Origin of the sequence: Alkalibaculum bacchi (assembly GCF_003317055.1) — a bacterium.
GTDB classification, from domain to species: Bacteria; Bacillota; Clostridia; order Eubacteriales; family Alkalibacteraceae; genus Alkalibaculum; species Alkalibaculum bacchi.
The window spans coordinates 71,550-86,110 of the sequence record NZ_QNRX01000014.1; the positions used below are offsets into that span (position 1 = coordinate 71,550).

The following is a 14,561-nucleotide window of genomic DNA, read 5'->3' on the forward strand; positions in this document are numbered from 1 at the left end:
TTTGTCTATTTTTTCTCTTAGGTATTATGAGTCTTTATCGTCATACATAGAAAGAAGTGGGAAACAATAAGTAGAGCGAAAATTGATAACTAAGAGGTGATTTGATGGAACCGTATGTAGAAGTCAGAAATGTCTCGAAGATTTTTGGAAAATCTCCTAAGGCAGCAATTGATTTACTAAAAGAAGGTAAATCAAAAAAAGAAATTTTAAAGGAAACAGGTCACACTGTTGGTGTAAATAATGTTAATTTCAAGATTTACCCTGGTGAAATTTTTGTAATCATGGGTTTGTCAGGAAGTGGTAAATCTACTCTAATTCGAATGTTCAATCGACTAATTGATCCAACTATTGGAGAAATTCTAATAAAGGGTGAAGATATTGTCAAAATGGACGAAGGCAGACTAAGAGAAATTAGACAAAAAAGAATTAGCATGGTCTTTCAAAACTTTGCCCTATTTCCACACAAAACAATACTAGAAAATGCAGAGTATGGCCTTGAAATTAAGAAGGTGGATCCTGGAGAACGAAAAGAGAAGGCAATGAAGGCCCTTAAATCCGTTGGTTTAAAAGGCTACGAGCATCAGCTTCCATCACAGTTAAGTGGAGGAATGCAACAAAGGGTAGGTCTTGCTCGCGCTCTTGCAAGCGATACAGATATTATCCTTATGGATGAAGCTTTTAGTGCCTTAGACCCTTTAATTCGAAAGGATATGCAAGATGAGTTAATTGAAATTCAAGAGCAGTACAAAAAAACCATTATTTTTATCACTCACGATTTAGATGAAGCTTTGCGAATAGGGGACCGCATTGCTTTGATGAAAGATGGTAGCGTCATTCAGCTAGGAACGCCTGAGGAGATCATGATAAACCCTGCTAATGCTTTTGTTGAAAAATTCGTAGAGGATGTAGACTTATCAAAGGTATTAACAGCTTCACATGTTATGAAACGAGCTGAAAAAATCGGGGTAGACAGAGGCCCAAGAGTAGCCTTAGAAATTATGCGTAAGCAAGGATACTCAAGTATATTTATTGTCAATCGACACCAAAAGCTATTAGGTGCTCTAACTGCAGAGCTGGCGAAAAAAGCCATTGACTCAAAACAAACCATTTCTGAAGCCATGATAACGGATATTCCAATTGTTTCACAAGATACTTTAATTGGAGATTTTATGGATGAAATGGCAACATCGAGCTTGCCCATATCTGTTGTTGATTCAGAAAACCGATTAAAAGGAGTTGTAATCCGTGGCGCTGTTGTAGGTGCTTTAGCGGGAAATAAAGATTCCTTGAACGATTTGGAGAGTGATCGATAATTATGATGAATATACCCAAAATTCCATTAGGCGAGTGGATTAATGTTCTCGTTGATTGGATCACCATTACATTTGCTAATCTTTTCATACTTTTAACCAATTCGATTGAAGGGCTATTAGATGCTATCGTTGCTATCTTAAGTGTAGGATCTCCTATTGTTTTAATAATTGTTCTAGCTCTTTTGGTTGCCTATACGAGCGGATGGAAGCTAGGCTTTTTTTCGGTAGTGAGCCTGCTTTTAATTGACAACCTTGGTTATTGGGAATCAAGTATTCAGACCTTGTCTATTGTTTTAGTGTCTGGATTACTGACCATCCTTGTGGGGATTCCAGTGGGAATATGGTGCGCCCAACAAAAAACCGTAAACAGGATTGTCACACCTATTCTTGATTTTATGCAGACAATGCCTGCCTTTGTATACTTAATTCCATCTATTTTATTCTTTGGAATTGGCGTTGTTCCGGGTATTATTGCATCCTTTATTTTTGCAATTGCTCCGACCATTCGTATGACCAATTTGGGGATTGATGAGGTACCAAAAGATTTAATTGAAGCTGCAGACGCTTTTGGTTCAGGCAAAAGTCAGAAACTCTTTAAAATTCAATTGCCACTAGCGATGCCTACAATTATGGCAGGGGTAAACCAAAGTATTATGCTAGCTCTATCAATGGTTGTAACAGCTTCACTAGTTGGAGCGCCAGGGCTTGGAGCAGATGTGTATCGAGCGGTCAGTCAAATTGACGTTGGACGAGGTTTTGAGGCTGGATTATCCATCGTTTTTATAGCCATTATTCTTGATAGAATTTCACAAAACTTGCGTAACCCAACTTATAAGCACATTATAAAACCCAAAGTAGTTTTTTCTATATTGGCTTTACTAATTGCTGGTACATCTATTGTGCTAGCAATTCCCTTAGGTGATGACGCTTCTGCAATTCAAGATGAAAATAGCATTGGAGCTGCAGTAGGGTATAAAATCATAGGAATTGAGCCGGGTGCAGGAATTATGGAGCAAGCTCGAACAACTGTAAAAGAATATGGATTAGATCAGTGGAATCTTATAGAAGGCTCTTCTGCTGCTATGACAACAGAACTTAAAAAAGCTTATAATGCACAAAAGCCAATTATTGTAACAGGCTGGTCCCCCCACTGGAAGTTTTCTTCTTTTGATCTCAAATTTCTAGAAGATCCAAAAGGTACCTTTGGTGGGGCCGAAGATATTCATACCCTTGTTCGAAAGGGTCTTAAGGAAGATGCTCCTGGTGCATATACCATTCTCGATCAATTCTCTTGGGAGCCAAAGGACCTAGAAGATGTCATGGCTTACATTACAGGTGGAATGAGTGCAGAAGAAGCAGCCCAAAAATGGATTAAGGAAAATCCTGATAGGGTGGCAGAGTGGGTAGATGGTGCTCAGAAGGCAAATGGGGAAAGTATTGACCTAGCTTTAGTAGCCTGGGACACAGAGATTGCTAGTACAAATGTAATTGGAAAGGTACTGGATCAAAATGGCTATGATGTATCATTAACTCAAGTAGAAGTTGGACCAATGTACGCTGGTATTTCTAACGGCAGTTCCGACGCAATGGTAGGCGCTTGGCTTCCAAGCACCCACATAGAATATTACAATGCTTATAAGGAAGACCTTATGGACCTTGGCCCAAATCTCAGGGGGACAAAAAATGGATTAGTAGTACCACAATATATGGAGATTGATTCCATTGAAGATTTACAAAAATAAATATGATTTTAAAAAACCTGTACTTCAGAAAAAATCAGTGCAGGTTTTTAGTATTCCAGGGAAAATTTGAAATAAATGATATATAGTGATATAGTAGTAATATAATATAATATTTAAATAAATTTTAAACGCTTAATTCTATACATAGAAGCGGGGGAACCAAGTATCTGGGGTGAATCCTTTTACTTTTAGGATGGGTTACCCTTTATCCCTAACCCGACAGCTAACCTCGTATGCGTAAAGGGGAGTTGTAGTGCGCTTTACATTTTAAAGAACTATGGAGCTCCACTTAGGAATACCATAGTTTTTTTGCGCCTATTTTTAGCTTCCAACATAGTACCCCTACTCATTTATTTAAATAAAGAATTAGAGGAAGGTGAAAAGATGAGAAGAATGAAAAATAAGGGAAAAGTTGTGTTTGCTTTACTGTTAGTAGCACTAATGTGTTCTTTTTCAGTAGGCTATGCAGATACTCCTAATAAAGAAATTGCATTTGCTGATGCAGGTTGGGACAGCGTAAAATTTCACAATGCGGTAGCTGGTTTTATAGCAGAGGAGCTTTATGGATACTCTTGGAGAGAGGTCCCAGGCTCGTCTACTGTGCTTCACGAAGGATTGATAAACGGTGAAATAGATGTCCATATGGAAGAGTGGACAAACAATCTGGCTACCTACGATGAAGATGTAGAGGCAGGTAAATTAAAGGATTTGGGCATCAATTTTGATGATAATTACCAAGGCTTTTATGTGCCGAGATACGTTATCGAAGGTGATAAGACAAGGGGAATTGAGCCAAGTGCACCAGACTTAAAGACAGTAGAGGATCTAAAAAAGTATCCTGATGTGTTTCCTGATGCAGAATCTCAAAGTAAAGGCCGAATCTATGGCGGGATTCCAGGCTGGGAAGTAGACAAAATCTTACATAATAAATTTTTACATTATGGTCTAGACGAAAATTTCATTTATTTTAGGCCAGGCTCTGATTCCGCTTTAGCATCTGCCATCACTGGAGCATACGATAGAGGAGAACCCATTGTAGCCTATTACTGGGAGCCAACGTGGCTTATGGGTATGTATGATATGGTCTTATTACAAGATGAACCCTATGATCCAGCTACATATAATGCAGGAAAGACAGCACTCCCACCTGTAAAAGTAACTGTAGGTGTGAGCAATGAATTTTATGATAATAACCCAGAAATGGTAGAGTTTTTAAGCAACTACCAAACTTCAAGCGCATTAACTTCAGAGGCCTTAGCCTATATGCAAGAGACTGGAGCGAACTACAAAGAAACAGCCAAATGGTTCTTGCAAGAACACGATGAGCTAATCGATAAATGGCTAAACGAAGAAGATGCTACCACTTTAAGATCGTCTCTTAATGATGATACTGCAACCTCAACTATAGGATGGTTTAAAGAAATACCCTTTAGAATCCCACTAGATTTACAAGCTATAGACCAGTCTGTAAGAGATTTTAGTGTGAAACACGATAATATATTTAATGCGATTCGTGGAGCATTAAGCAATTTTGTCAATGGCATTTATTTTGTGTTAAATAGTATTCCATGGTTTATCTTTATTTTGCTCGTGTTTATTGCAGGATGGAAGGTAACGAATAATGTGCGAAAAGGAATTTTGTACGCTGTTTTATTATTATTCGTAGGACTGTTAGGCTTGTGGAGTCTTATGAATGAAACATTATCCATTGTCATCGCATCGGTTTTCATTTCTTTAATTTTAGGATTCCCCTTAGGAATTTTCATTTCTATGAGCGATAGAGCAGATCGAATTGTTCGCCCTATTTTGGATACTATGCAAACCATGCCTGTATTTGTATACTTAATACCAGCCTTGCTATTTTTTGGACTAGGTAAGCCTCCAGCTGTAATCGCAACGACGATCTACGCTATCGTTCCGATTATAAGGATGACAAGCCACGGAATCAAGCAAATCGATAAAGAAGTTGTAGAGGCAAGTATTGCCTTTGGTTCAACAAGATTACAGTCATTAATCAAAGTACAAATCCCACAAGCATTGCCGACGATAATGACTGGCGTTAATCAAACCATCATGATGGCTATGAGTATGGTCGTCACTACATCAATGATTGGTGCAACAGGTCTTGGTATGGAAGTACTAATCAGTGTAAACCGTGTTGAAATAGGTAGAGGCCTTGTATCAGGTATATCTGTAGTGATTTTAGCTGTAATACTCGACAGAATAACTCAAGGTCTAGTGAAAAAGAGTGAGGTGAACACTAATGACAGGTAATGAGAATATATTAAGTGTCAAAAATCTATATAAACTTTATGGTTCTGAAAAGAGTAAAACCCTAAAATTAAAACAATCTGGAGCAGATAAAAATGAAATATATAAAAAGACAGGTGTAAACATAGCCCTCTGGGATGTATCTTTAGATATTAAAAGAGGGGAGATCTTTGTTATTATTGGTCTATCTGGATCTGGTAAGTCTACCCTAGTAAGATGTTTTAATATGCTTAATAAGCCTACAAAAGGCAATATATATATTGAAGGAAAAAACATCAATGAATTTAGCAAAAAAGAATTAATTGATTATAGGCGTAACAAAATATCTATGGTATTTCAAAACTTCGGCCTTATGTCTCACAGAAATGTCATAGAAAATGTAGCTTATGGTCTGGAAATAAAAGGAGTATCTAGGGAAGAACGCTATAAAAAGGCCCTTGAAATGATTGAAATGGTGGGCTTAGAAGGATATGAAAAGGAGCCTATAACAAGCTTGTCTGGCGGTATGAAACAAAGAGTAGGGATTGCAAGAGCTCTTGCTAGCGATGCTGAAATCCTTCTAATGGATGAACCTTTCTCCGCATTAGATCCTCTAGTACGAAAAGATATGCAATTTGAATTGTTGTCCATTCAAAAGAAATTAGATAAAACTATAATTTTTATCACTCACGATATTAATGAAGCGTTTAAATTAGGGGACAAAGTAGCTATTATGAAAGACGGAGAGGTTATTCAAGTAGATACTCCAGAGGAAATGAGCGCAAATCCAAAAGACGATTATGTGACTCAATTTATAGACAGCGCAGATAAAACTCAAGTCATCTCAGCTAAAAACGTCATGTCGACGCCTGATAGCATTGTCCGCTTAAAAGATACCCCAGCGTATGCAATGAAAGTCATGAGATCAAACAAAGTTTCTACTGCCTATGTGGTTAAAGACAAAATGCTCCTACAAGGGGTAATCACTATAGATGATGCTATGCGAGCCAATAAAGAAGGTCTTACCATATCTGATGTATTAATAAAAGACATCGAAACAACCACCCCTAATGTTCTACTTACAGACATCATCCCTATGGCAGCCGAAACCAAATACCCTATTGGAGTAATAGAGGAAGACGGAAGTCTAAAGGGTATCGTAACGAAGGCAGATGTATTATCTTATATTTAAGATAATACTTATTTTTAAAATAACTTAATATTATCATATTGTTTTTGAAAAGCTTGATTAAAAGGATATAAATGGTATAATTAGAGTATAAATAATTTTAAGGGGGGTATTGGTATGATTATTGGAATTGCAACAGAAGGACATAATATTTCAGAACACTTTGGTAAATGTCAGTATTTTAGCATAGTAGAAGTAGGAGATGGATGTCTGGCTACTAAAAGAGTAGTTGACGCAACAGGCTTTCAACATGGCATGCTTCCTATTTTTCTATCTACTTATGGAGTAAAAACAGTCATCGTAGATGGTATAGGCGGTGGTATGTACCAAAAGCTAAAAGAACAAGGTTTTGAGATTTTTGTTGGAGTAAAAGGAGACATCGATAAAGCAATTCAAGATTATATTGACGGTACCCTTGAATCAAAACTTCCAAGCTGTTCAGGACACAGTCATGAAGGCCATTCTCATAATTGCAGATGTAGTCACTAATAAGTGTAATATTTAGAGGAGTTAAAGTACATACTTTAACTCCTTTTTTCGTTTAATAGGATTTTGCCCCTAGCACTGGCGATTGGCAGCTGATCGCTGATGGCTAAAGTGCCGAAGGCACTTTCTTAATGTGTTTATATTTTGAAAATTTGGAAATATAATTAAAAAATAGAAAGGTGATATCTTTATTCTTGTCTAATGTTTTCATAGTTTGAAAAGGGGTATCATTATAATAAAATCGAATTCACTACTATATGAACCATTAAGGAATGAGTATAATGAAAAAATCATTAAGTCAAAAAGTATTTTTAGAACTAGATTTGCCAGGTGGCGCAGATACTATTGGTGATAGGGATCGAATTGTAAGGGCACTTATACCTCAATTCAATCACATTAAATTCTCAATGGAGACCCTTATTAAATATTATAAGGTTCTTAGGGAATCCAATTGGCAGATTACAGTATCCCTTATATGGACTGGGGATTATTGGGAGTTAGTGAGAATTGAAAAAGGAGACACTACTCAAAAACACTATGGATATGCAGTAGACTTGGGCAGTACTACCGTTTTTATGCAATTAATTGATTTAAATACTGGTACGATTCTAGCAGAAGATAGCGTATTTAATAATCAAATAGCCTTTGGTGAAGACATACTAAGTCGCATATTCTATGCAAAAGGCAAAGAAGAACATTTACAAGAGATCAAAAAATATACAATAGATAGTATTAGAACCTTAATGGAAAAGCTTGAGAAAAATACAGGAATTTTATCTACGGACTGCGATATTATGGTCCTTGGAGGCAATACAACTATGGTACACTTCTTATTAGGAATCGACCCATGGTTTATATTTCATACACCTTATACGCCAACCTTTAATCATTTTGGATTTCTTCGTTCTGAATTGTTAGATTTACCCTTTAATGGTTTGCTATATGCATTTCCTTCTGTAGCCAATTATTTAGGCGGTGATGTGGTAAGTGGCATTTTAGCTTCGGATATGACAGAAAAAAGTGAAATGGCTCTTTATATTGACATTGGCACTAATGGAGAAATGGTACTTGGAAACGATCGATTTTTGCTTACTATTGCTGGAGCAGCAGGACCTGCCTTGGAAGGTGGGATAAGCAAACACGGCATGCAGGCTAAGCCTGGTGCAGTCGATACAGTGAAAATTCAAAATAATGAGATGATCTTAACTACTATTGAAAACAGAAAACCTGTGGGCATATGTGGATCAGGTATTGTAGATCTTATAGCTGAAATGCTTTTAGAAGGTTGGATTGACTTTGGAGGAAGATTTAATGAAGGCAAATCAGATCGCATTGTGAAAAGGGAAGGAGATTGGGCTGTAGCCTATGCATGGGAACACGAGTCTGCTTCAGGAGAAGAGTTGCTATTTACTGAAACGGATATTGCTATGTACTTAGATACCAAAGCTGCTGCAAACACTATGATAGAAATTCTTCTTGAAAATTCAGGAGTAGAAGCCTCTGCGGTTCAAAGGGTCTACATGGCGGGTGCCTTTGGAAAGTATATGAATTTAGAATCTGCTATTACCATAGGGTTATATCCGGACCTACCTCGTGATCGATTTGTTCGCATAGGAAATGGCTCTCTACAGGGGGCATATGCGCTCCTTATGAATAGGGAACTCATAGAAAAGGTTGAAGAAATATACGCAAGCATGAATTATTTGCAATTAGAAGAAGCAGCTGACTTTTTAACTAAGATGTACGCAGCCAAATTTTTACCACATACCAATCTTAACCTATATCCTACAGTAAAAGAAAAGCTGCTTAACAGAAGCAATAATAAATATAGCATGTAGTATGATATTTAACCAAAATTTCTTATGTTAATAATAACAAAACCTCTAAAGTATTTAATTTTAGAGGTTTTGTTATTATATTTATATATTAGGAAAGCTCTACTTTTAACCTTAACTTCTAGCTCAGTCATCCTGAGCGTAAGCGAAGGATCTTGACCCAAAAGGAATACCCAAATGCTAGTGACTAAAGACTAATGACTAGCGACTAATGAGCCAAGGGCACTTTATTATGTTACTCGGCAAGCATGATTTTTTCTAAGGCAAGGGGCTCAATATACTCGCTACCACGGTAAGCTCTCATATTTCCACCTGAAATTTCATCAATTAGAGCCACGTGTTTATCTGCTCCTACACGACCAAATTCAAATTTAATATCGTAGAGCTCCAAATCTTTCTTTGCTAATTCTTCTTTTATAATATTTCCGATCTTTTTTGTCAAATCAACTAGTAGAGTGTATTCTTCTTTCGTCATAATTCCTAACATTTCTAAAGCCTCATCCGTAATAAGAGGGTCATTTCGATTATCGTCTTTTAAAGTTACTTCTACATAGGAGTCTAGCTCTTGCCCTTCTTCACAATACATTCCGTATCTTCGATAAAAACTACCAACAGCTTTATAGCGTAATATGACCTCTACACCTTTGCCAAAAACTTCTGCCGGTTTTACAGTCATGGTGGCATTTTCAATGTCTGCATCTACAAAATGAGTTGCTATTCCAGCTTGATTAATTTTTTCAAAAAACATCTTTGTAAGTTTTAGTCCGGCCCTACCAGCTCCTTCAATAGATAAGCCAACTGTATTAGCACCTGGATCAAAGACACCATCTGTACCAGTGACATCGTCCTTAAATTTTAATAAGTAATTGCCGTCGCCTTTATCATATATATCTTTTGTTTTTCCTTGATAAAGCATTTTCAATAGTATCACTCCTCATTCGTTCTTTAAAATATTATAGGAATTATGTTCTATAACTAGTATTTATAATACCATAAACTGAGTTGACTGGAAATAAATATCTATTTATTGCAAACCTTTTCAGTAAAAGAGATTTTATTTTACTATTTATAATTTGTCTTTAAAACTACTTTAAAATATTGATCAGTAGGGAATAATAAAATAGAATGAAACAATAAGTTATTTAGGAGAATAAAAATGAGACTATTTTTAGGAATTACTTTTCAAGAAGAGATACTACAGGAAGTTGGTCAAACAATTCACAGACTAAAGAAAAATTCAATAAAAGGCAATTTTACTCGCAAAAAAAACCTTCACCTGACCCTTGCCTTTTTAGGGGAAATAGATGAAAGACAAATCATAAAAATAGAAGAGATAATGAACAGTATTGACATGAACCCTTTTGTGATTGAACTAGATATATTGGGCAAATTTAGGAGCAGAGGCGGAGACATTTACTGGATTGGATTTAAGGAAAGCGCTCAACTCCAACGTTTATACGAGGAGCTGAGCAGAAAATTACGTAAAAACGGATTTCTATTGGAGGACAGACCCTACACACCACATCTCACCCTAGGAAGAAAAGTAATTCTAGATGAGAAGATAGATATAGAAACCCTTTCGAAAGAAATACCAAATCTTCAAATAGAGATATCAGAAATTCACCTTATACAATCTCATAGAGTTGATGAGGTATTGACATACACACCCATAAGGATAAAATTAATGCAGAATTAAGAATGCCAAATTTTTTAAGTGTAAAGTTTAATCTAAGGCCTAATTCTCAATTCAAAATCATTAATTCAAATTGTGCGCAAAGCGCACTAAGGTCATCTAGAGCACCGTAAGCACGAAGATTTCTATGCGTTAACGATTGAGATATACGCCATATATTAAAAAATTACAAAGTAGTTCATTTCAACCTCTTATATATAATAAGTCCAACGCTATCTGCAAGAGCCCAACCTAAAGGAACGGACCACCATATCCCCCGCTGACCTAGAGTAGGAATACTAGATAATACGTACGCCATAAGAACTCTAGTTCCCAAAGAGATAACGGTGAGTACTAAAGAGATATTTAGGGCTCCAATGCCCCTGAAATAACCATAAAACATAAATAAAAAGCCGATTAGCATATAAAATACGGATATTATGGTTAGGTACTCTACGCCTAAATTTATTACATTGCTCTCATTTGCTTTTACAAATATTCTCATGAGATTCTCAGAGTTTATAAAAATGAGTGTTGAAAGTACAAGGCAAAAAACTATTATTGTACGTGCAGCTGATTTAACTCCTTCATGTATTCGCTCATTATTTTTGGCACCTTTATTTTGAGCTATGTATGTAGAAAATGCATTTCCAAAATCCTGAACTGGTAGGTAGGCTATTGAATCGATCTTTCCAGCGGCTGTAAAAGCTGCAATCGTATCTGGACCAAAGGTATTTACAATGCCTTGAACGCAAACCATTCCAAAAGTCATAATCGATTGTTGTAAAGAGGTAAGGATGCTGTATTTCGCTACCATAGTAGATATTTCCCTATCAAAAACCATATCCTCACGGTGCAATCGAATAAGAGGTATTTTGATAAAAGCATAGATGAAACATAGTATAGATGAAACAGCCTGGGCAATTACAGTTGCTATGGCTACTCCCTCAACATTCATATTGAATTCAACGACAAATACTAAATCGAGCACAATATTAATAGCTGCCGACAATATTAAAAAATATAAGGGCGTTTTAGAATCTCCTACAGACCGAATTAAAGCAGAACAGGCATTAAAGAGAAAGACAAATATAAGTCCTCCAAAAATAATCTCTAAATAATCCTGTGAACCTTCAAGTATGCTTTGAGGAGTTTTTATTAAAAGCAACATATTATTGGTATTTAATATTATTAAGATAGAAAGAACTATTGTAAAAATCCCAATGGAAAAAAAGGAAATAAATACGGATTTTCTTAGACTTACATAATCTTTTTTTCCAAAGAAAAAAGAATACACAGCACTTGATCCCATGCATAATCCTATTATGACAAAAGAAAAGAAGTTCATAATCATAAACGAAGAACCTACAGCCGCTAATGCATCCGTTCCTATAAACCTTCCAACAACGACAGAATCTACGATATTATATAATTGTTGAAATAAATTACCTACTAAAAAAGGAAAGGCAAATTTTATTATTGTCTTTGTAGGATTTCCCTGTGTCATATCTGTAATCATAATATTCCTCCAAAATTCTTCACTCTGCATAGTCTAACACAGTTTCGTGAATAATTAAAATATGGACTTCATGTAAAAAACTATGATTGCTTTTCTTCAACAACACCAATCCTTACCAGGTTACGAATATCCTATAAATCGCCTCAATTAACTCTTATTTATTTGAAATTATATAATTATCCCAAGCGCTGAAATATGCAAAAGAGAGTCTTGACTATGTTCCATATAATCATGATATTAAAGCATATACTAATTATTTAGCTGCACGTGCATATGAAAAGAATAATGATATCGAAAAAGCAATGTACCACATCAATCTTGCCATAAACGGCAGTAGCCAAGCAAACTACATCTATGAAAGAGCAAGATATTATGCAATGAAGCTGAGCAGCGCTTAAAAGAACTTACTGCCATTGCAAAGGGAATGAGAAATTTTGCAGTTCGCTTCCATAAAAAAGCACCTGATGCAAGAATATTTTTAGAAAATGAAGTTAAAGTAACTAAGCTCAATATAGAAAAACTAGAGAAGGATTTAAAAAATTAAAGCATTCAAGGGTCTTTAGCTTTTTAATGAGTAATGATAATAAGAATAAGTATGAGGACTTAAAGGGACAATTACGTCGAGAATATGAGTTATTAGCTTGCGCTGAGGAATCCCTAAAAAATGAGGAAAGAGAAACTAAGGAAATAAAGCGTTTTGTACGGGAGGTTGTTAAGATTAAACCTCTTCCTACTTTTAATTTTATATTCCTTAGTCAACCCGTTTCATGAATTTGTTGATCTCACTGAACTCATATGTGAGCGTATTGATAAGAATCTTGCTTCTATGTTGATTTATGATACAACAGGTATTGAAGCATATGTTGCAGAAAATAATGATACGTTCTTAAATAGAATTATTCGGCAGGTAGTGTTTGCCCAGGTGTAGAGCTACCTGCTTATAGAAAACTAATCTCTATGGTAAAACACAAAGGCGCATTGTTTTTACATGAATAAAGGGTTATTCGAGTTGCGGGATTAAATATTGAAGTGCATTCTAGTATTGGAGCTGGCGATGCATTGGTCGCAGCAATCGTCGACTGTTTTAAAATAATGATTACAATTAATATATATGTTATAATAATTATAAGAAAGGATTGATACTATGAGAACATCTGCACAAAAGGTTCGTGAGGTCAAAGGTACAATGGCTCTGGAAGGATTAAAGCTAAAAACTAATGAAATTAAGATGTTACATCGATGTGCAACTGGGCAAATATCATCCGAGCAACTAATTAAAGATTTGATTAAGAAACATACTCAAAAATAAGGGTGACAGCTATGAGTCATTATTATGAATATGAATGGGATAATAAATATTGTTATCCAAATAGTTATGTGTTAAGAAATAAATTGAATATTAAAGATGAAGATCACCTTGAAGAGGTTGAAAGACAGATTACTGCTATTAAAATATTAGATTTGAAGATGAAGGTTGTTAAAGGAAATATGGATGTTAAACACTTAAAAGATATTCATAAGCATATATTTCGTGATTTATACGATTGGGCTGGTGAAACGAGAACTGTAGATATCTCAAAGGGAACTCAGTTTTGTAATTACATGTTTGTTGATAAACTGTTACAAGAGTTATTTGAGAATTTAAAACATGAAAATTATTTAATAGGGGTATCGATAGATTCTGTAATTAAGCGTTTGTCATATTATTTAGGGGAATTAAATGCAATTCACCCATTCAGGGAGGGTAATGGTAGGACTCAAAGGGTTTTTGTAGAGTATCTAGCTCAAATAGCCGGTTATTACGTAGATTTCTCAGATATTACAGAGCAGGAAATGATAGATGCAAGCTTGGATTCATTTATGAAGGATTATGATAAAATGGAAAATATATTTAAAAAAATTACATCACCAACATCAAAAGAAGAACAGAAAAAATTTATTAATGAAATTGTTACTACTAATAGTGCGATAAAAAAGGTATATAAAGCAAATACAAATACCAAAACATAAATATCAAATAATTTATTATCACAGTGATAAAAGGGCTTCATAGTTTATGAGAATTTACTCGTAAAGTGTGAAGTCTTTTTCATTATTATCTACCTTCATATATTTAAATTCATCTGGAGAGCGGTGCCAGTTCTATCATGCCCCATGTATTGATAATCTAAGAGCAACTACACTAAATGGCCTTGTCTTAGAATCTGGATTTTTATGGAGCAATATTGTCAGAGATTATACCAGGGGTTATTTTCATAATACTAGGGATCAAGCTTAGAAACGCCAAAAGCTGTTCAGATCAAATTATTGCAATGTAGAAAATCTGGCATATCGGGACGGTGGCATATCGGGACGGTGACTTCCTACGCCATTTTTTAGGATATAAAAGTTACCGTCCCAATATGCCATATACAGTCTGACGGTGACTTCCTGCGCCATTTTTTTGGCATATCGGGACGGCAGACTGTGTGAAAACAAAGGTTTCTACACCTCAAATAGTAAAAATATAGTATAATATAGTTATAAAAGTCGAAATTCGAGGTGTAGTTATGTCA

At 35.5% G+C, this 14,561-nt stretch carries 11 protein-coding genes and 1 riboswitch; of the genes, 9 read left to right on the forward strand and 2 right to left on the reverse strand.

Annotated elements, in window-relative coordinates; all coding sequences use genetic code 11:
* Positions 1 to 104 precede the first annotated feature (104 nt).
* The 6 genes from DES36_RS10765 to DES36_RS10790 all read left to right on the forward strand — a co-directional run bounded on the left by DES36_RS10765 (position 105) and on the right by DES36_RS10790 (position 8,818).
* Positions 105 to 1,313, forward strand: a complete 1,209-nt coding sequence (locus DES36_RS10765) for a quaternary amine ABC transporter ATP-binding protein (protein ID WP_113921209.1) — start codon at positions 105 to 107, stop codon at positions 1,311 to 1,313.
* A gap of 2 nt (positions 1,314 to 1,315) precedes the next feature.
* Positions 1,316 to 3,055, forward strand: a complete 1,740-nt coding sequence (locus DES36_RS15320) for a glycine betaine ABC transporter substrate-binding protein (RefSeq protein WP_278278702.1) — start codon at positions 1,316 to 1,318, stop codon at positions 3,053 to 3,055.
* Between the two features lie 119 nt (positions 3,056 to 3,174).
* Positions 3,175 to 3,308, forward strand: a riboswitch (cyclic di-AMP (ydaO/yuaA leader).
* Positions 3,309 to 3,439: 131 nt separating this feature from the next.
* A complete protein-coding gene (locus DES36_RS10775; RefSeq protein WP_242981755.1) occupies positions 3,440 to 5,329 on the forward strand; it encodes a glycine betaine ABC transporter substrate-binding protein in 1,890 nt (629 codons plus the stop codon).
* Positions 5,319 to 6,497 carry a quaternary amine ABC transporter ATP-binding protein gene (locus DES36_RS10780; RefSeq protein ID WP_113921210.1) on the forward strand — a complete coding sequence of 393 codons (1,179 nt, stop codon included), beginning with the start codon at positions 5,319 to 5,321 and terminating at the stop codon, positions 6,495 to 6,497. Before DES36_RS10775 ends, DES36_RS10780 begins: the two co-directional genes overlap by 11 nt.
* A 114-nt stretch (positions 6,498 to 6,611) precedes the next feature.
* On the forward strand, positions 6,612 to 6,983 hold the full coding sequence (locus tag DES36_RS10785; protein WP_113921211.1) for a NifB/NifX family molybdenum-iron cluster-binding protein: 372 nt from the start codon (positions 6,612 to 6,614) through the stop codon (positions 6,981 to 6,983).
* Positions 6,984 to 7,261: 278 nt separating this feature from the next.
* Positions 7,262 to 8,818, forward strand: a complete 1,557-nt coding sequence (locus DES36_RS10790) for an ASKHA domain-containing protein (RefSeq protein WP_242981756.1) — start codon at positions 7,262 to 7,264, stop codon at positions 8,816 to 8,818.
* Between the two features lie 232 nt (positions 8,819 to 9,050).
* Here the strand turns inward: DES36_RS10790 and DES36_RS10795 are convergent, their stop codons facing one another.
* A complete protein-coding gene (locus DES36_RS10795; RefSeq protein WP_423230759.1) occupies positions 9,051 to 9,731 on the reverse strand; it encodes a phosphoribosylaminoimidazolesuccinocarboxamide synthase in 681 nt (226 codons plus the stop codon).
* A gap of 240 nt (positions 9,732 to 9,971) precedes the next feature.
* Between DES36_RS10795 and thpR the strand changes: the two genes are divergently transcribed.
* On the forward strand, positions 9,972 to 10,511 hold the full coding sequence (thpR, locus tag DES36_RS10800; protein WP_113921214.1) for an RNA 2',3'-cyclic phosphodiesterase: 540 nt from the start codon (positions 9,972 to 9,974) through the stop codon (positions 10,509 to 10,511).
* A 175-nt stretch (positions 10,512 to 10,686) separates the two neighbouring features.
* Here thpR and DES36_RS10805 read toward each other — a convergent pair whose 3' ends face one another.
* Positions 10,687 to 12,006 carry an MATE family efflux transporter gene (locus tag DES36_RS10805; RefSeq protein ID WP_113921215.1) on the reverse strand — a complete coding sequence of 440 codons (1,320 nt, stop codon included), beginning with the start codon at positions 12,004 to 12,006 and terminating at the stop codon, positions 10,687 to 10,689.
* A 1,144-nt stretch (positions 12,007 to 13,150) separates the two neighbouring features.
* On the opposite strand from DES36_RS10805, the gene DES36_RS14860 reads away from it, so the two are divergent.
* Together DES36_RS14860 and DES36_RS10815 are read left to right on the forward strand one after the other, a co-directional pair.
* Positions 13,151 to 13,315, forward strand: a complete 165-nt coding sequence (locus DES36_RS14860) for a hypothetical protein (RefSeq protein WP_170128274.1) — start codon at positions 13,151 to 13,153, stop codon at positions 13,313 to 13,315.
* 11 nt (positions 13,316 to 13,326) lie between these two features.
* Positions 13,327 to 14,016, forward strand: a complete 690-nt coding sequence (locus tag DES36_RS10815) for a Fic/DOC family protein (protein WP_113921217.1) — start codon at positions 13,327 to 13,329, stop codon at positions 14,014 to 14,016.
* Positions 14,017 to 14,561: the final 545 nt, after the last annotated feature.